This window comes from Cupriavidus alkaliphilus (assembly GCF_014191175.1).
Lineage (GTDB): Bacteria > Pseudomonadota > Gammaproteobacteria > Burkholderiales > Burkholderiaceae > Cupriavidus > Cupriavidus alkaliphilus.
The window spans coordinates 1295158-1311707 of record NZ_JACHWE010000001.1; the positions used below are offsets into that span (position 1 = coordinate 1295158).

Consider the following 16550-nt stretch of genomic DNA (forward strand, 5'->3'; position numbering starts at 1 on the left):
GGTCACCGTAGCGGTGCGGGCGGCGTCTGCACGCCCACGCCGTGGACATGCACCATCTTCCCGCCGAGCCAGCCGGACACCACCAGCAGGCCGATCGCGATCGCCGACAGCACGATGGCGCCGGCACCGGCGCCGCGCATGCGCCACCAGGCGTTGATCACATAGAGCGCGACCACCGTCAGGTTGATGCCCATGTGCAGCAGCGCAATGCGGCGGATGCCGCTGGGCAGCGACAGCAGGTCGACCAGGCCGGGCAGGGCCGCGATCAGCGCGCCGATGATGCCGCCGACCATGGCATAGAGGGCCACCACCGGCCAGTTGGGACTGTCGCCGCCGAAATAGCGGATCAGGTCGCAGGCAAAGGAAAAGATCCACAAGCCGATGGGGATGGTGATCAGCATCGGATGGATCGGGTGCTTGGCAATGCTGGCGGGAGTGAGCATGGCGACTCCTTTGACGTTCAGGGCGCATTCAGGACGCATTCATGGCGCGCAAGGGCCCTCGCGTTCGCCGCGCCATCGCAATGCCATCGCAGTGCCGGCGCGGCGTGCCTCCCCGTTCAATGATGGCGCTGGTCGTCCCGTGTCACGTTGACGGGTTCCAGGCCACCTTTCGCCGGACCATGCAGCACCGAGCCATCGACGCCGAAGCGCGAGCCATGGCATGGGCAATCGAAGGATTGCTCCAGGCTGTTCCACTGGACCAGGCATTTCAGGTGCGGGCAGGTGGCGTCGAAGGTGTGCAGGCCGCCATCCGCATCGCGGAACGCGGCCACATGGCGCCCGCCTGCCTTGACCACATGTCCTGCGCCCGGGGCGATGGCATCGAGCGCGACGCCGTCGTCCTTGCCCAGCCAGTCGGCGTACTGGACCACCACATTGGCGTTCTCGCGCGCGTACTCGACCACGGCGGTCACCGACTTGCGCGACGGATCGTAAAGCGCGGCCCAGTCGTTGGTGCGGTCGGTGATCTGGTCGCGGATCAGCATGCCGGCGATCGCGCCGTGGGTCATGCCATTGCCGGAATCGCCGGTCACGACATAGACATGGGCGTCGCCCGGGTTGCGGCCGATAAAGGCGACCCCGTCGACCGGCTCCATCACCTGACCCGACCACGCGAACACGGGTTCGTCGACCACGGGGAAGCGCTGGCGGGTCCAGTCGACCAGCCTGCCAAAGCGCTGTCCGGCATCGTCCGCCTGGCCGACCTTGTGGTCCTCGCCGCCGCTGATCAGCAGCTGGTAGCCGGCGTCGAGGTCGCCGGCGATGCGCACGTAGTGGTAGGGATCGAGCGTGTCCCAGAACTGGCACAGCGGCATGCTGCCGCGCGGCACCTTCATGCCCACCACGAAGGTCCGGTACGCGGCCTGCTTGGTATGGATGGCAAAGCGGTCGATAAACGGCGTATTGGTGGCGACGATGACATTGCCGGCCTCGATGCGCGCGCCGCCGCCGGTGCGCACGGTGGCGGGCCGGCCGTCTTCGACCTCCATGGCGCGGGTCTTGCCGTACACCTTGCCGCCGCGGCGCTGGATCGCGTCGACCAGGCCGCCCAGGTACTTCAGCGGATGGAGCTGCCCTTGCCGCGGAAACCGCAGCGCCGAGCGCAGCGCCACCTTGCCGGTCGGCACGTCGCCGGCCCGCTCGACGTCGTCCAGGCCGGCCCGGTGCGCGGCATCCAGTTCCCTCGCGAGCAGTTCCTCGCCATCGGCCGATTCGGCAAAGAGAAATCCATCGACGCGCCGGAAGTCGCAGTCGATGGCCTCCGCTGCGCAGATCGATTCCATCCGCGACACCGCGGCCGCGTGGCTCTGGGCCACCTGCCGTGCCGCCTGATGCCCGAGGTGGCGTTCGATGTAGAAAAAATAATCGTCGAAGGCCGTCATCAGGTGCGCGGTGGTCCGGCCGGTCTCGCCCGCGCCAGGCCCGTCCGCATCGATCACGATCACCGCCTGTCCGGCCGCGGCCAGCTCATAGGCGACCGACAGCCCGGCGATGCCCGCGCCGATCACGCAGGCGTCGCAGGTCGCGTCGCCGTCCAGGGGCGGGCTGGAAAGGGTGGAACCGGCTGCCCAGTATGAAATCGTCATGCCGCCCGGCCTCCGCTTGTTCTGCCTATGTCTCAGTGATAGGTCAGTGGTGCCGGCGCAGGTATCGGGCGCGGTCCTACACCCGGACGGTCGGATCGCCATAAATTACCCGGGTAATATTGACTTCTTTTTCATCCGGGTAATATTTGGCGATGTTCCTGTTTCTCTTTCGCAGAGCTGCCATGACCGCCCTGATGCCTCGCCACTTCACCACCTTCGATGGCCACCGCCGCATTGCCTCGGGTCCGCTGCCGGACAACGCGCTGGCGCTGAGACGGGCCCTGGACCACGGCGCCGCGGGGCCGGTGCTGGTGTTCGACGACAGCACCGGCCGCTCGATCGACCTGGATACCAGCGGCACCGAAGACGAGATGCTTGAACGGTCGGCAGTGCGCGCGGCGCAGCTGGCCGCGCCGCACCCGGCGGCCGGTGAGGTCGGTGAGGGCGGTGAGGGCGGCGATGTGCCGCAGACAGCCGAACCGCGCGGCCGCGGCCGGCCCAGGCTGGGGGTGGTATCGCGCGAGGTGACATTGCTGCCGCGCCACTGGGAATGGCTGGCCGCGCAGCCGGGCGGCGCCTCGGTGGCACTGCGCAAGCTGGTCGAGCAGGCGCGCCGCGATCATGCCGGCAAGGACCGCAGCCGCGCCGCCAGCGAGCGCGCGTATCACTTCATGGTGGCGATTGCCGGCGACCTGGCCGGATTCGAGGAGGCGAGCCGGGCGCTGTTCGCCCGCGACCTGGCGGGATTCGCCCGGCAGATCGCGGACTGGCCGGCGGATGTGCGCGAACACGCGCTGCGGCTGGCTGACAGCAACGGCTGAGCGGCGCGCTCAGGTTCCGCCCAGCAGGTCGTGCGCATCGACGATGGCGTAGGCGATTTCCGGGTGCGCCTCCATGCTGCGCCGGATCGCGGACGGGATCGACTGGCGGATCTTGCGGCACAGGCCGGGCTGCTCCAGCACCTGGATGCTGATGCCGCGCACGGTGCGCACGCCGCGCGCGCTGGGCGTGATGCTCAGCACGATGCCGAGCTGGGCCTGCATCAGGCCCTCCATGCGCTGCAGCTCGGCCAGGCTGGTCAGGTTCTCGAGCCGCTCGACCAGCCGCTTTTCCTCGGCGCGCGTCAGGCGCAACACGCGCAGGTCGGCATCGGGGTCGCTCAGCAGCGCTTCGCGCCCGCAGATGCAGGCACCGGGCGGGCATTCCGTGCGGAGAGGGAACGGCGCGTTCATGTCGGGCGCAGGCTGGGCAGGGCGGCAGGATTGCAGGATTGCGGGGGCGGTGGCTGGCTATGTTAAATCAGGATGCCGGCCTGCGGCGCATGGTCCGGCAGCGAAGGCCGATCCGGTCTATGCTCGCGGCTGCAGTCCGGTCCGCATGCCGGGCCGCAAGACAAGCAACCCGCCCCTGCACAGGAGACCCTCCATGGCACTTTCGATGTACGACGTTTCGATCCCTTCGTTTATCCGCGCGCTGGGCCACCTCGATGCGATCCTCGCCAAAGGCGCGGCGCACGCCCAGGCGCAGGGGATGGACCCGGCCGACCTGATCCAGACCCGCCTGATCGCCGACATGGATCCGCTGCCGGCGCAGGTGCAGCGCGCCAGCGATGCCGCCAAGGGCTGCGCCGCGCGGCTGGCCGGGATCGAGGTGCCGTCCTTTGCCGATACCGAAACGACCTTTGCCGAACTGCAGGACCGCATCGGCCGCACCATCGCGTTTCTCGAGCAGATCACGCCGGCGCAGCTGGAAGGCAGCGAACAGCGGGTGGTCGAACTGAAGCTGCCCCAGGGCCCGCTGCGCTTCGACGGCAAGTCCTACCTGCTGGGCTTTGCCTTGCCCAATTTCTATTTCCACGTGACCACCGCCTACGACATCCTGCGCCACAAGGGCGTGCAGATCGGCAAGCGCGACTACCTCGGGCTGAAGTAGGCGGGCAACGGGCCGGGCGGGCCGGGCGCGCCGCGCGACGCCGACCGGCGCGGGCCCGGCGCGAGCGTTGTACATCACCTTTGCCGGGGCGGACCGGGCTGCGGCGGCCAAGCGGAAACCCTGGGGCCTCTGGTATACTTGCGGCACGTCCGGCCCAATGCCGGGCGCAGCCTGCGACAGGCCAGGACAGCCCCACCCGGCAGCACCCGCGCTGCCAGCACAGCCGCCCCGATCGATACGATTCGGTCCACAGAGGGCGCGACCACGCGCCAATGTGACCACGCGGCGCGAGGTCCGGCTCCGGCCCTGCCCATCCTTTACTGAACCCCGGCCAGCAAACGCTGCCGAACTGCTGCGAACCGCTGTTTACGGTCCGAGAGAGACCCCCACGCATGACTTACGCCGTCAAGGAAATCTTCTATACGCTGCAGGGCGAAGGCGCCAACGCCGGCCGCGCCGCGGTGTTCTGCCGCTTTGCCGGCTGCAACCTGTGGAGCGGCCGCGAGCAGGACCGCGCCAGCGCGGTGTGCCAGTTTTGCGATACGGATTTCGTCGGCACCGATGGCACGCGCGGCGGCAAGTACCGCAGCGCCGAGGAGCTGGCCGCGGTGGTCGCGTCGGAGTGGCCGCAGGGTGCCGGCGGCAAGCCGCTGGTGGTCTGCACCGGGGGCGAGCCGCTGCTGCAGCTCGATGCGCCGCTGATCGAGGCGCTGCATGCGCAGGGCTTCGAGATCGCGATCGAGACCAACGGCACCATTGCCGTGCCGCCCGGCATCGACTGGGTCTGCGTCAGCCCCAAGATGGGCTCGGAGCTGGTGGTCACGCGCGGCGATGAGCTGAAAGTGGTGATCCCGCAGGAAGGGCAAGACTTCGCCGCATACGAGAAGCTTGATTTCCGCCATTTCCTGGTGCAGGCCATGGACGGTCCGCTGGCGCGGGAAAATACCGCCGCTGCGGTGGCCTTCTGCCAGCGCCACCCGCGCTGGCGGCTGTCGCTGCAGACCCACAAGCTGCTGGGCATTCGCTGAGCGGTCGCGCCGGGGACTCCGGCCCCGGGCGGCATCGGCGCGCGCAAGGGCATCACCACCCAGGCAATTCAGTCCACAATAGAGGCTTCGGACGCACGCGCGGCGTCCGCTTCAACGCAGGCGGCCGGCACCGGCGCCGGTACACATGAGCAAACAAGTTTCCATCACCCGCCGGCTGGAGTTCGACTCCGGCCACCGCATCCCCAACCACTGCGGGCAGTGCCGCAATATCCACGGCCACCGCTACCGGCTCGACCTGACGCTGTCGGGAGAGGTGCTGCATCGCGAGGGCGCGTCGGATGACGGCATGATCCTGGATTTCGGCGATATCAAGGCGCTTGCCAACGAGCACCTGGTCAGCAAGTGGGACCACGCCTTCCTGATCTATCGCGGCGACACCGCGCTGCTGAACTTCCTGCAATCGATGGAGGGGCACAAGACCGTGGTGCTGGACGCGATCCCGACGGTCGAGAACCTGGCCCAGGTGGCCTTCGACATCCTGGCGCCGGTGTTCAAGGACTGCTTCGGCCACCAGCTGCAGCTGACCAGGCTGGTGCTGTTCGAAACGCCCAACTGCTGGGCCGAGGTCAGCGCGCCGGTGCAGCTGCCCGCGCAGGACTGAGCGGGCGACGATGACGCAGCCGCCGCTGCCGCCTTCGCCGCCACCGCTGCCGCTGCGTGCGCCGCGCGCGCTGCCGGACGATCCGGCGCAAGCCGCCGAGCGCGACGCGCGCTACATGCGCGCCGCGCTCGAAGAGGCCCGCCTGGCCGAAGCCGCGGGCGAGGTGCCGGTGGGCGCGGTGGTGGTCTGGAACGACACCATCATCGCGCGCGGCCACAACCTGCCGATCCGCTCGGTCGACCCGTCGGCGCACGCCGAAATGCAGGCCCTGCGCGCCGCCGCCCAGGTCATCGGCAACTACCGCATGCCCGAGTGCGAGCTGTACGTGACGCTGGAGCCGTGCGCCATGTGCAGCGGCGCGATCCTGCATGCAAGGCTGCGCCATGTGGTGTTCGGGGCGAGCGACCCCAAGACCGGCGCCGCCGGCAGCGTGGTCAACCTGTTCGAGCAGGCACAGCTCAACCACCAGACCAGCATCACCGGCGGGGTGCTGGCCGAGCCCTGCGGCCAGATGCTGAAGGACTTCTTCGGCGCCCGCCGCCGCGCGCAAAAGGCGGCGCAAAAGGCCGCGCAAGAGGCGTCGGCACAGAACGCTGCATCCCAGCCGGCCGCCGGACCCGACCAGAACCACGACACTGAAGCATGAGCACGCCGAACAGCAGGCCGCATACCGAAGTCCGACTGATCGCCTCGTCCGGGTATCCGCACGATGTCGCCACCGCCGCGCGTGGCTGTGCCTGGCTCAAGCACCATGGCTACCACATGACCAACCCGGACGTGCTGGCGCGGCGCTACCTGCGCTTCGGCGGCACCGACGCGGAGCGGCTGGCCGACTTGCACGCGATCGGCACCGGCGTGCCGCATGAACTGACGCTGGCGGTGCGCGGGGGCTACGGCATCGCGCGCCTGGTGGCGCAGGTCGACTTTGCCCGCATCGCCGGGCAGGCGCGTGCCAGCGGCACGCCCATCGTCGGCCACAGCGACTTCACCGCGTTCCAGCTGGCCTATCTGGCGGCCACCGGCGGCGTCACCTTTGCCGGACCGATGCTGCTGGCCGACTTCGGCGCCGAAGCCGTCGACGCCTTCATGTGGGAGCACTTCGAGGGCATCCTGCGCAATCCGGCCTACCGCGTCGACATCGCCGCGCCGCAGTCCGGCGGGCAGCCGTTCTCCGGCAGCGTCGAGGGTACGCTGTGGGGCGGCAACCTGGCGATGCTGTGCAGCCTGCTGGGCACGCCGTTCATGCCGCAGGTGCAGGGCGGGGTGCTGTTTCTGGAAGACATCAACGAGCCCCCTTACCGGGTCGAGCGCATGCTGGTCCAGCTGCAGCAGGCCGGCGTGCTGGGCGCGCAGCGCGCCATCGTGCTGGGCGATTTCTCCAATTACCGCGTCACCGACTACGACAACGGCTACGACATGGACGCCGTGGTGGCCTACCTGCGCGAGCAGCTGCCGGTGCCGGTGCTGACCGGCCTGCCGTTCGGGCATTGCGCCCGCAAGCTGACGCTGCCGGTCGGGGCGCAGGTGCGGCTGTCGGCACGTGCCGACGGCTTCAGCATGGCGTTCTCGGGCTATCCGGTGCTGCCGCCGCTGGCCTGAGCCAGCGGCTTTCCGCCGCGCGCGCGCCGGTCGCAAGGAATGCGCCCGGATGATAGAATGCGCGGTTATTTCCTGATTTCCTCCCGGGTTCTCGCATGAACCCGGCGTGGCCCGTGCCGCAGCGCCGGCCATGGCCGCCGGAATGCTTCCGGCCCGCGCCGCGGCGCCACAATCTCCAGACAAGGTTCAAGACGTGCTTTCTACCGCAAACATCACCATGCAGTTCGGCCCCAAGCCGTTGTTCGAGAATATCTCGGTCAAGTTCGGCGAGGGCAACCGCTACGGCCTGATCGGCGCGAACGGCTGCGGCAAGTCCACCTTCATGAAGATCCTGGGCGGCGACCTCGAGCCCTCGTCGGGCAACGTCATGCTGGAGCCGGGCATCCGCCTGGGCAAGCTGCGCCAGGACCAGTTCGCCTATGAAGACATGCGCGTGCTGGATGTGGTGATGATGGGCCACACCGAGATGTGGGCCGCCGCGCAGGAACGCGACGCCATCTACGCCAACCCGGAAGCGACCGACGAAGACTACATGAAGGCCGCCGAGCTCGAGGCCAAGTACGCCGAATACGACGGCTACACCGCCGAGGCGCGCGCCGGCGAACTGCTGCTGGGCGTGGGCATCCCCACCGCGCAGCACCAGGGCCCGATGAGCGACGTCGCGCCGGGCTGGAAGCTGCGCGTGCTGCTGGCGCAGGCACTGTTCTCGAACCCGGACGTGCTGCTGCTGGACGAGCCCACCAACAACCTGGACATCAACACCATCCGCTGGCTGGAGACCGTGCTCAACGAGCGCAACTCCACCATGATCATCATCTCGCACGATCGCCACTTCCTGAACTCGGTCTGCACCCACATGGCCGACATGGACTACGGCACGCTCAAGGTCTACCCGGGCAACTACGACGAGTACATGGAAGCGTCGATGCAGGCCCGCGAGCGCCAGATGGCCGCCAACGCGCGCGCCAAGGAGCGCATCAGCGAACTGCAGGACTTCGTGCGCCGCTTCTCGGCCAACAAGTCCAAGGCCCGCCAGGCAACCTCGCGCGCCAAGCAGATCGAGAAGATCAAGGTCGAGGACATCAAGCCGTCGTCGCGCCAGAACCCGTTCATCCGCTTCGAGTTCGAGAAGAAGCTGCACAACCTCGCGGTGGAAGTGGAGGGCATCACCAAGACCTACGACCGCAAGATCATCGACAACCTGTCGATGGCGATCCAGGCCGGCGAGCGCGTGGCGATCATCGGCGAGAACGGCGCGGGCAAGACCACGCTGCTGCGCAGCCTGCTGAACGGCGCGGTGCAGACCGGCGTGCAGCGCGGCGTCGAGGTGGACCGCGGCACGGTCAAGTGGGCCGAGAACGCCAACGTCGGCTACATGCCGCAGGACACCTACGAGGAATTCCCGGTAGACCGCGACGTGATGGACTGGATGAGCCAGTGGACCCAGGCCGGCGACGACGAGACCTCGCTGCGCGGCACGCTGGGCCGCCTGCTGTTCTCGGCCGACGACATCAAGAAGAACGTCAAGGTGCTGTCCGGCGGCGAGAAGGGCCGCATGATCTGGGGCAAGCTGATGCTGGGCCGCCACAACGTGCTGGCGCTGGACGAGCCGACCAACCACATGGACATGGAATCGATCGAGTCGATGCAGATCGCGCTGGACAAGTTCCAGGGCACGCTGATCTTCGTCTCGCACGACCGCGAGTTCGTCAGCGGCCTGGCCACGCGCATCATCGAAGTCCGCACCGACGGCACGCTGACCGACTACCTGGGTACGTACGACGAGTACCTGCAGTCGCAGGGCATCGACGGCTGAGCGCCGCACCCGCTGCATGCTGAAGGCCGCCTCCGGGCGGCCTTTTTTTTGTCCGCACCGGTGTGTCAGGCGGCGCTGCCGTCGCGGACCTGGTCCAGCTGCGCCATGATGGCGCGGGCGGTGATGTCGCCGCGCGCCTTGAGCAGCGCCGCGTGCAGCGGTTCGCGCAGCGCCATCAGCGCGGGCAGGTCGGCGGCCTTCTCCACCTTCACCTGCAGCATGTAGCCGCGCAGCCCGAGATGCTGCCCGATCACGTCGGTATAGAAATGGTAGAGGCGTTGGTATGCCTGGATCTCGGCGGGCGAGTGGGCCGCCGCTGCACTGGTATGCGGCGGCGCCGCTACCTCGGCCACCGGCGCATGGCGCATCGCGTAGACCGAGAACAGGTTGGTGTCGGCAGCCGGTGGCGCGACCCTTACGGGTGCTTGCGGCGCGCTGGCGGGTGGCTGCGCCGGTTCGGCGACGGCTTCGACCAGCCCCTGGGCCAGCAGCGTTGCCATGGCCTCCGGGCCTACCCCCATGCCCGCCACCTGCGCCAGCAATGCCTGCTCGCGGCGCTCGCCGTTGACCATCAGCAAAAGCGCGCGCAGCTTGTGGTCCAGCTTGCGCGCGCGGCTGCGGATCTCGTCCTGCCCCGCCTGCGTCTTGCGGTAGATCGGATCGACCATGCCTCGCCCCCTTTTTTGTTATGTGCGCGCGCCGTGGCGAGTCTCCCCCGTCCACGCCTCGCGTGTCTCCCGTCTGTCACCCGCGGCCGATTATCGCCAGGTTCTTGTGCGGAGCGGCAGGCGCAGCCGGCGCCATTTCCCCCAGCGCCATAACATGGGCCGGAATCCGCTCTACAATGTGCCTGCACCATAAAAGTAACAAAAAATTGCAATCGCCAATTCACCAAACCGAGAACTGTGGCCATGCAACAACGAGACAAACTCTTTATTAACGGCAAGTGGGTCGCGCCCCACGGCAACGGCAAGATCGATGTCATCCATTCCGCCACCGAAGCGGTGATGGGGACCATTCCGGAAGGCTCGGCCCGCGACGCCGAAGATGCCATCCAGGCGGCGCGCGCGGCCTTCGACGGCTGGTCGGCAACGCCGCCGGCAGTGCGGGCCGACTATATCGCCCGGATCGCCGAAGGGCTGAAGGCGCGCAGCGAAGAACTGGCGCAGCTGATCGCCGGCGAAGTCGGCATGCCGATCAAGCTGGCGCGCGCGATCCAGGTAGGCGGCCCGGTCTACAACTGGGGCCAGGCCGCCAGGCTGCTGGAAGGCTTTCACTTCGAGGAAGAAGTCGGCAATTCGCTGGTGGTGCGCGAGCCGGTGGGCGTGGTCGGCGCGATCACGCCGTGGAACTATCCGCTCAACCAGATCACGCTGAAGGTGGCGCCGGCGCTGGCCGCGGGCTGCACCGTGGTGCTCAAGCCCTCCGAGGTGGCGCCCCTCAATGCCTTCGTGCTGGCCGAAGTGATCGAGGCCGCGGGCCTGCCGCCGGGCGTGTTCAACCTGGTGACCGGTTATGGCCCGGTGGTGGGCGAGGTGCTGGCCAGCCATCCGGAAGTCGACATGGTGTCGTTCACCGGCTCGACCCGCGCCGGCAAGCGCGTGTCCGAGCTGGCCGCGCAGACCGTCAAGCGCGTCGCGCTGGAACTGGGCGGCAAGTCGGCCTCGGTGATCCTGGACGATGCCGACCTGCCGGCGGCGGTAAAGGGCACCATCAGTGCCTGCTTCCTCAACTCCGGCCAGACCTGCTCGGCGCACACGCGCATGCTGGTGCCGCGCGCCCGCTATGACGAAGTCAAGGCGATCGCGCAGAAGGTGGTCGCCGGTTTTACCGTGGGCGATCCGCTGCAGGAAACCAGCAAGCTGGGCCCGCTGATCTCCGCGGTGCAGAAGGACCGCGTGACCGGCTATATCCGCCGCGGCCTGGAAGAGGGCGCCGAGCTGGTGGCCGGCGGCCCGGAGACACCGGAAGGGCTGGAGCAGGGCTTCTACGTCAAGCCGACCGTGCTCGGCAACGTCGAGCCGCGCGCGACGGTGGCGCAGGAAGAGATCTTCGGGCCGGTGCTGTCGATCATCTGCTATGACACCGAGGAAGACGCGGTGCGCATCGCCAACGACAGCATCTACGGCCTGGGCGGCGGGGTCTGGTCCGGCGACGAGGCGCGCGCGGTCCGCGTGGCGCGCCGCATCCGCACCGGCCAGGTCGATATCAACGGCGGGCCGTTCAACATGCAGGCGCCGTTCGGCGGCTACAAGCAGTCCGGCAATGGCCGCGAAGCCGGCAAGTACGGGCTGGAGGAATTCCTCGAGTACAAGTCGCTGCAGCTGAAGAAGCCCGCCGCCTGACGGCCCCGCACGCAGGCAGTACAGGAGCGTGGAAATGCCCGGCTGGTCCGGGCATTTTTTCGTGCGCGGAATACGTGGAAAATGCGCGGATAATGCGCGACAGTGCGCGGAACAACATGACAACGACAAAGGGGGAACAACGATGCGCGGGTTCGGTCGGCTGACCAGGTGGCTGGCGGTGCTGCTGGGGCTGGCGGTGGCCGGGGCGGCGGGCGCGCTGGTCTGGTATCGCCATGCGGCACAGCCGCCGGTGTCGGGCAACGAGGTGCTGGCGGGGTTGAGCGAACCGGTCACGGTCGTGCGCGACAGCCACGGCGTGCCGCATATCCGCGCCGCCAGCAAGGCCGATGCGTGGTTCGCGCTGGGATACGTGCACGCGCAGGACCGCCTGTGGCAGATGCAGATGAACAAGCGCATCGTCGCGGGCCGGCTCGCGGAAATCCTGGGCCCGTCCGCCGTCGATAACGACAAGTTCCTGCGCACGCTGGGCGTGCGGCGCAACGCCGAGGCCATTTTCGCGCAGGCGTCGCCCGAGGCGCGCGCGGCGCTGCAGGCCTATGCCGACGGCGTCAATGCATGGATCGACCAGCGCAAAGGCCCGCTGCCGCCGGAGTTCCTGCTGCTGCGCACCCGGCCGGAGCGCTGGGAACCGGCCGACACGCTGGGCTGGCAGACCATGATGGCATGGGACCTGGGCGGCAACTGGGTCCAGGAGACGCTGCGCATGCGGCTGGCGCAGGTGCTGCCGGTGGCCCGCATCAGCGAACTGCTGGCGCCGTATCCGGGCGAGCAGCCGGTACGCACCATGGACTATGGCCATCTGTACCGGCAACTGGCGCCGCTGGCGAGCGCGATGGCCAGCGTGGGCGACCAGGCGCCGCCGGGCTACGTCGAGGGCATGGGCTCCAACAACTGGGTGGTGTCGGGCGCGCACACCCAATCGGGCAAGCCGATGCTGGCCAACGACCCGCACCTGGGGCTGCAGGCGCCGGCGCTGTGGTACTTCGCGCGCCTGAGCGCGCCCGGGCTCGAGGTTGCCGGCGCCACGCTGCCCGGCATGCCGCTGGTGGTGCTGGGGCACAACGACCGCATCGCCTGGGGACTGACCAATACCGCGCCCGACGTGCAGGACCTGTATCTCGAGCGCGTGCGACCGGGCAACGACACCCAGTACCAGACGCCGCAGGGCTGGGCCGCGTTCGAGACCCGCACCGAGACCATCCGCGTCAAGGGCGCCGCCGAGGTGACGCTGAAGGTCCGCAGCACGCGCCACGGGCCGGTGATTTCGGATGTGGCCGAGTCGCTCGCCAGCGCCGCGGCGCCGCTGGGCGCGCAATATGTGGTGGCATTCCAGTGGACCGCGCTGCGACCGGACGACCGCACCTTCCTGGCGGGGCTGCGACTGAACCAGGCGCGCGACTGGAACAGCTTCACCGACGCGCTGCGCGACTTCCACTCGCCGCAGCAGAACATCGTCTATGCCGACGTCGACGGCAATATCGGCTTCTATGCGCCGGGCCGCGTGCCGCTGCGCCGCGCCGACAACGACCTCAAGGGCCTGGCCCCGGCGCCCGGCTGGGATGCGCGCTACGACTGGACCGGCTTTATCCCGTTCGAGGCGCTGCCGCACCAGTACAACCCCGCCGGCGGCGTGATCGTGACGGCCAACCAGCGCATCGTCGCGCCCGACTACCCGTACTTCATCACCAGCGAATGGACCGTGCCGTATCGCTTCGACCGCATCCGCACGCTGCTCGCGGCCACGCCCAAGCACACGTTCGACAGCTTCGCCGCAATCCAGAAGGACGTGGTCTCGCTGGCGGTGCGCGATGTCCTGCCGCTGCTGCTGGCCGCGCCGGTCAGCCGCGATGCCGCGCGCCCGGCACGCGAACGCGCCTTGCTGGAGGCATTGCGCCGGTGGGACGGCACCATGGACGCCGCGCGCGCCGAGCCGCTGGTGGTCACTGCATGGCTGCGCGAGCTGTCGCGCCGGCTGTTCGAGGAGAAAACCGGCGAGGCAATCTTCGTGCGCCTGTGGGACCAGCGCAACGTGCAGCAGCCCATGCTCAACATCCTGCGCGATCCGCGCAAGCTGGGCGCGTTCTGGTGCGACCGTCCCCATACCGGCCCGGCCGAGAGCTGCGACGATGCCGTGGCCGATGCCTGGACCCAAGCCATCGCGGACTTGTCGCGCCGCTATGGCGACGATCCCACGCGCTGGCGCTGGGGCGAGGCCCACGCCGCGCGGCTGGAGCACCGGCCGTTCGGCAAGGTCGGCTACCTGGCGCCGCTGTTCAGCCTGCGCGTGCCGACCGGCGGCGACACCTATACGGTCAACGTCGGCCGGCACAACCTGCGCGACGACAAGGCGCCGTTCGAAAACACCCATGCGGCCAGCGTGCGCGCGCTCTATGACCTGTCGGACCTGGCGGCGTCGCGCTTCATGGACTCCACCGGGCAGTCCGGCAATGCGCTGCTGCCGCGCTACCGTGACTGGATCGGCAAGTGGGCGGCGGTGGAGTACATCACCATGCCGCCGGCGGCAGCCGCTGGTGCGCAAGGCGCGGCGGACGCCCTGGTGCTGGCGCCTGCGACAAAATAGCGCGGGCCGCGGCATGCCTCGCCGGGAAGGTTCTCAAACTGGCGGGGTCATGCCTGGGTCGTCCACCGGCAGTCGGCGACAGACGCTAACATGAGGGCCTTTCTCTCCCTCACTTCCGGCAGGAGCCCCTGATGACAACGCGTACCACCCATGTGATCCAGCATGTCGCCTTCGAGCACGCGGGCGTGATCGGCAACGCCCTGCGCGCGCGCGGGCACACGCTGCGGGTGTTCCAGGCCGGCGTCGACGACCTTGGCCCCATCGCCAGCGAGCCGGCCGACCTGCTGCTGGTGCTCGGCGGTCCGATCGGGGTCTACGAGACCGACGCCTATCCGTGGCTGGAGGCGGAAATCGCGCTGATCCGGCAGCGCCTGGCCGCCGGCGGCAAGCTCATCGGCGTCTGCCTGGGCGCGCAGCTGATTGCGCGCGCCGCCGGTGCCAGGGTCTACCCCGGCCCCCGCGAGATCGGCTGGGCGCCGATCACGCCGACGCCGGCCGGACATGATTCGGCGCTGGCCGAGCTGGCCGCGGCGCAATGGGAAGTCCTGCACTGGCACGGCGACACCTTCGACCTGCCCGCCGGCGCGCAGCTGCTGGCTTCAACCGCGGCGGTACCGAACCAGGCTTATGCCATCGGCAACCAGGTGCTGGCGCTGCAGTTTCACCCCGAAGTCATGCCGGGCGATATCGAGGCCTGGCTGATTGGCCATACCGTCGAACTGGGCAAGGCCGGCATCGATCCGCGCACCATCCGCGCGCGCACCGCACGCGTCGGCGCCACCGTGGCGGCGGCAGGGGAGCGCATGTTCGCGCGCTGGCTGGAGCAGGCCGGACTATGAGCGAGGCCGCATCCATCCTGCGCGTGCCGGTCGCTGCGGTACTGACCGGCGCGGTGCGCCCGTTCGGCCCCAAGGGCGTACCCAGCGGCATTGCCAAGGCCGCAACGCGCGCGCGCCTGCGCGTGACCACGACCGGGCTGGTGGGCGACGGGCAGGGCGATCCGCGGCACCACGGCGGCCCGGAAAAGGCGCTGCACCACTATGCCTTCGACCACTACCCGGCGTGGCTTCTGGCGCTGCGGGAACAGGGCGCGTCAGCCGACGGCGTCCTCGACACGCCTGGCGCCTTCGGCGAGAACCTGAGCACCACGGGCCTGACCGAAGCCGACGTCTGCATCGGCGACCGCTTCCGCCTGGGCACGGCCCTGGTCGAGGTGTCGCAGGCGCGCCAGCCGTGCTGGAAGCTCAATCACCGCTTCGGCTACGCGGGCATGTCGCGCGCCGTGCAGCAGAGCCTGCGCACCGGCTGGTACTACCGCGTACTGGAAACCGGCGAGGTCGCCGCGGGCGATATGCTCGACCTGGTGGCGCGGCCCTGTCCCGGATGGTCGTTGCACCATCTGCTGCGGGTGCTGTATGTCGACCGGCTCGACTATGCCGCGCTGGAGGAAATGGCCGCGCTGGCGCCGCTGGCCGAGAGCTGGCGCAAGCTGGCGCGGCAGCGGCTGGAACGGCGCGAAGTCGAAGCGATGGAGCGGCGCCTGTCTGGAGAATGACGGGCTACGGGTGCGCGCGGCTCAGCCCTGGCGGAATCGCTTGCCGGTGCCTTCGCGCGTGATGCGTTCCCACACCTGCTGCTTTTCGTCGTCGCTGAAAAATACCCAGTTGCTGACCTCGGCCGCGGTGCGGCCGCAGCCCTGGCACACCTCGTCGAACAAGGTCGAACAGATGCCGATGCAGGGGCTGTCCGGGCGCTCGGACAGCGTGGAATCCGTGGTGCCGTGGTCCGGTTGGGGGCGGAGCGGGGCGGATTCGGAAGGTGACGGCATGGTGGTGGCAGGGCGGAGGGTAAAACGGCCGCCCATTATATCGGGAGCGCGGCGGCAGCCCGGCCAAAGGCGTGCCGTGGGGGCGGGGATTACCTCGGACGTCATTGAGCCATGCCGCGGGCGCCATTACGCTGCGACAGGAATCGCGCCTTTTCAGGAGTCCAGCCATGCCCCAGACCATCGCCGCCGTGCCACTTTCCCAAGACCGCCGCCCAGCCGGCGTCGACCCGCGCATGCGCGCCATGGTCGATAACGTGCTGCTGGGATCTCCCGTGGCGCGCGCCCTCGGCGTGCGGCTGGCAAGCCTGGCACCGGACCATGTCGAACTGGAGATGCCGTTCCTGCCGACCAACGTGACCCACGGCAGCATCGTGCACGGCGGTGTCATTGCCACGCTGATCGACATCGCCGGCGCGGCCGCGGCGGCGTCTGGCGCAAGTGCCGACGACGTGAAAGGCGGAGCGACCGGTTCGCTGTCGATCCAGTATCTGGCGCCGGCACAAGGGGCCGCGCTGCGGGCGGTGGCGTCGGTGGCCCGGCGTGGCCGCCGGCAGGTGGTGACGGATGTCTCGGTGTACGCCGAAGCGCCCGACGAGGGCGTGCTGGTCGCCAGGGCCTTGATGAGCAGCGCCATGTTCTGAGCCGGGGCGCTGGAGCCCGTGCGGTCCGATCCTATTAACGCAATTAAC

General features: G+C 68.9%; 17 protein-coding genes. 12 read left to right on the forward strand and 5 right to left on the reverse strand.

Going from position 1 to position 16550, the window contains the following annotated elements; all coding sequences use genetic code 11:
• Positions 1-2: 2 nt before the first annotated feature.
• Both FHX60_RS06130 and FHX60_RS06135 read right to left on the reverse strand, forming a co-directional pair.
• On the reverse strand, positions 3-443 hold the full coding sequence (locus FHX60_RS06130) for a DUF2231 domain-containing protein (RefSeq protein WP_183282753.1): 441 nt from the start codon (positions 441-443) through the stop codon (positions 3-5).
• Positions 444-559: 116 nt separating this feature from the next.
• A complete protein-coding gene (locus FHX60_RS06135; RefSeq protein WP_221209896.1) occupies positions 560-2089 on the reverse strand; it encodes an FAD-dependent oxidoreductase in 1530 nt (509 codons plus the stop codon).
• Between the two features lie 182 nt (positions 2090-2271).
• On the opposite strand from FHX60_RS06135, the gene FHX60_RS06140 reads away from it, so the two are divergent.
• Positions 2272-2910 carry a DUF2239 family protein gene (locus FHX60_RS06140; protein WP_183282754.1) on the forward strand — a complete coding sequence of 213 codons (639 nt, stop codon included), beginning with the start codon at positions 2272-2274 and terminating at the stop codon, positions 2908-2910.
• Between the two features lie 9 nt (positions 2911-2919).
• Here FHX60_RS06140 and FHX60_RS06145 read toward each other — a convergent pair whose 3' ends face one another.
• Complete coding sequence (locus FHX60_RS06145; RefSeq protein WP_062799553.1) at positions 2920-3321, reverse strand: hypothetical protein; 402 nt, start codon at positions 3319-3321, stop codon at positions 2920-2922.
• Between the two features lie 193 nt (positions 3322-3514).
• Between FHX60_RS06145 and FHX60_RS06150 the strand changes: the two genes are divergently transcribed.
• The 6 genes from FHX60_RS06150 (at position 3515) to FHX60_RS06175 (ending at position 9086) form a co-directional block, all read left to right on the forward strand.
• Complete coding sequence (locus FHX60_RS06150) at positions 3515-4021, forward strand: DUF1993 domain-containing protein (RefSeq protein WP_112774242.1); 507 nt, start codon at positions 3515-3517, stop codon at positions 4019-4021.
• A 392-nt stretch (positions 4022-4413) separates the two neighbouring features.
• Positions 4414-5049: a 7-carboxy-7-deazaguanine synthase gene (gene queE / locus FHX60_RS06155; RefSeq protein WP_112774243.1), complete on the forward strand. Its 636-nt coding sequence runs from the start codon at positions 4414-4416 to the stop codon at positions 5047-5049.
• Positions 5050-5194: 145 nt separating this feature from the next.
• Complete coding sequence (locus FHX60_RS06160; protein ID WP_092308459.1) at positions 5195-5671, forward strand: 6-pyruvoyl trahydropterin synthase family protein; 477 nt, start codon at positions 5195-5197, stop codon at positions 5669-5671.
• Positions 5672-5681: 10 nt separating this feature from the next.
• Positions 5682-6317, forward strand: a complete 636-nt coding sequence (gene tadA / locus FHX60_RS06165; protein ID WP_183282755.1) for a tRNA adenosine(34) deaminase TadA — start codon at positions 5682-5684, stop codon at positions 6315-6317.
• Entirely contained in the window at positions 6314-7270 is a 957-nt protein-coding gene (gene ldcA, locus FHX60_RS06170; RefSeq protein WP_183282756.1) for a muramoyltetrapeptide carboxypeptidase, read from the forward strand. Before tadA ends, ldcA begins: the two co-directional genes overlap by 4 nt.
• 193 nt (positions 7271-7463) lie before the next feature.
• A complete protein-coding gene (locus tag FHX60_RS06175) occupies positions 7464-9086 on the forward strand; it encodes an ABC-F family ATPase (RefSeq protein ID WP_092308453.1) in 1623 nt (540 codons plus the stop codon).
• Between the two features lie 65 nt (positions 9087-9151).
• Here FHX60_RS06175 and FHX60_RS06180 read toward each other — a convergent pair whose 3' ends face one another.
• Positions 9152-9754 (reverse strand): hypothetical protein, encoded by a 603-nt coding sequence (locus tag FHX60_RS06180; RefSeq protein WP_183282757.1) that lies wholly within the window; start codon positions 9752-9754, stop codon positions 9152-9154.
• 243 nt (positions 9755-9997) lie between these two features.
• On the opposite strand from FHX60_RS06180, the gene FHX60_RS06185 reads away from it, so the two are divergent.
• From FHX60_RS06185 to FHX60_RS06200, 4 genes are all read left to right on the forward strand, one after another.
• A complete protein-coding gene (locus tag FHX60_RS06185) occupies positions 9998-11431 on the forward strand; it encodes an aldehyde dehydrogenase family protein (RefSeq protein WP_183282758.1) in 1434 nt (477 codons plus the stop codon).
• Positions 11432-11573: 142 nt separating this feature from the next.
• Entirely contained in the window at positions 11574-14033 is a 2460-nt protein-coding gene (locus tag FHX60_RS06190) for a penicillin acylase family protein (RefSeq protein ID WP_183282759.1), read from the forward strand.
• Between the two features lie 131 nt (positions 14034-14164).
• The gene (locus tag FHX60_RS06195; protein ID WP_183282760.1) at positions 14165-14872 is read left to right on the forward strand and encodes a glutamine amidotransferase; all 708 of its coding nucleotides are present in this window, start codon (positions 14165-14167) and stop codon (positions 14870-14872) included.
• Positions 14869-15588: an MOSC domain-containing protein gene (locus FHX60_RS06200; RefSeq protein WP_183282761.1), complete on the forward strand. Its 720-nt coding sequence runs from the start codon at positions 14869-14871 to the stop codon at positions 15586-15588. The genes FHX60_RS06195 and FHX60_RS06200 overlap by 4 nt, the downstream gene beginning before the upstream one ends.
• A gap of 21 nt (positions 15589-15609) precedes the next feature.
• On the opposite strand, the gene FHX60_RS06205 is transcribed toward FHX60_RS06200, so the two are convergent.
• A complete protein-coding gene (locus FHX60_RS06205) occupies positions 15610-15861 on the reverse strand; it encodes a DUF1289 domain-containing protein (protein WP_183282762.1) in 252 nt (83 codons plus the stop codon).
• Positions 15862-16028: 167 nt separating this feature from the next.
• Between FHX60_RS06205 and FHX60_RS06210 the strand changes: the two genes are divergently transcribed.
• Complete coding sequence (locus FHX60_RS06210; protein ID WP_112774252.1) at positions 16029-16502, forward strand: PaaI family thioesterase; 474 nt, start codon at positions 16029-16031, stop codon at positions 16500-16502.
• Positions 16503-16550: the final 48 nt, after the last annotated feature.

What these genes read in the sequence shown, in the direction of transcription:
- FHX60_RS06130 (WP_183282753.1), bottom strand. Translation starts at nt 443, where the DNA reads ATGCTCACTCCCGCCAGCATTGCCAAGCACCCGATCCATCCGATGCTG.
- FHX60_RS06135 (WP_221209896.1), bottom strand. Translation starts at nt 2,089, where the DNA reads ATGACGATTTCATACTGGGCAGCCGGTTCCACCCTTTCCAGCCCGCCC.
- FHX60_RS06140 (WP_183282754.1), top strand. Translation starts at nt 2,272, where the DNA reads ATGACCGCCCTGATGCCTCGCCACTTCACCACCTTCGATGGCCACCGC.
- FHX60_RS06145 (WP_062799553.1), bottom strand. Translation starts at nt 3,321, where the DNA reads ATGAACGCGCCGTTCCCTCTCCGCACGGAATGCCCGCCCGGTGCCTGC.
- FHX60_RS06150 (WP_112774242.1), top strand. Translation starts at nt 3,515, where the DNA reads ATGGCACTTTCGATGTACGACGTTTCGATCCCTTCGTTTATCCGCGCG.
- queE (WP_112774243.1), top strand. Translation starts at nt 4,414, where the DNA reads ATGACTTACGCCGTCAAGGAAATCTTCTATACGCTGCAGGGCGAAGGC.
- FHX60_RS06160 (WP_092308459.1), top strand. Translation starts at nt 5,195, where the DNA reads ATGAGCAAACAAGTTTCCATCACCCGCCGGCTGGAGTTCGACTCCGGC.
- tadA (WP_183282755.1), top strand. Translation starts at nt 5,682, where the DNA reads ATGACGCAGCCGCCGCTGCCGCCTTCGCCGCCACCGCTGCCGCTGCGT.
- ldcA (WP_183282756.1), top strand. Translation starts at nt 6,314, where the DNA reads ATGAGCACGCCGAACAGCAGGCCGCATACCGAAGTCCGACTGATCGCC.
- FHX60_RS06180 (WP_183282757.1), bottom strand. Translation starts at nt 9,754, where the DNA reads ATGGTCGATCCGATCTACCGCAAGACGCAGGCGGGGCAGGACGAGATC.
- FHX60_RS06185 (WP_183282758.1), top strand. Translation starts at nt 9,998, where the DNA reads ATGCAACAACGAGACAAACTCTTTATTAACGGCAAGTGGGTCGCGCCC.
- FHX60_RS06190 (WP_183282759.1), top strand. Translation starts at nt 11,574, where the DNA reads ATGCGCGGGTTCGGTCGGCTGACCAGGTGGCTGGCGGTGCTGCTGGGG.
- FHX60_RS06195 (WP_183282760.1), top strand. Translation starts at nt 14,165, where the DNA reads ATGACAACGCGTACCACCCATGTGATCCAGCATGTCGCCTTCGAGCAC.
- FHX60_RS06200 (WP_183282761.1), top strand. Translation starts at nt 14,869, where the DNA reads ATGAGCGAGGCCGCATCCATCCTGCGCGTGCCGGTCGCTGCGGTACTG.
- FHX60_RS06205 (WP_183282762.1), bottom strand. Translation starts at nt 15,861, where the DNA reads ATGCCGTCACCTTCCGAATCCGCCCCGCTCCGCCCCCAACCGGACCAC.
- FHX60_RS06210 (WP_112774252.1), top strand. Translation starts at nt 16,029, where the DNA reads ATGCCCCAGACCATCGCCGCCGTGCCACTTTCCCAAGACCGCCGCCCA.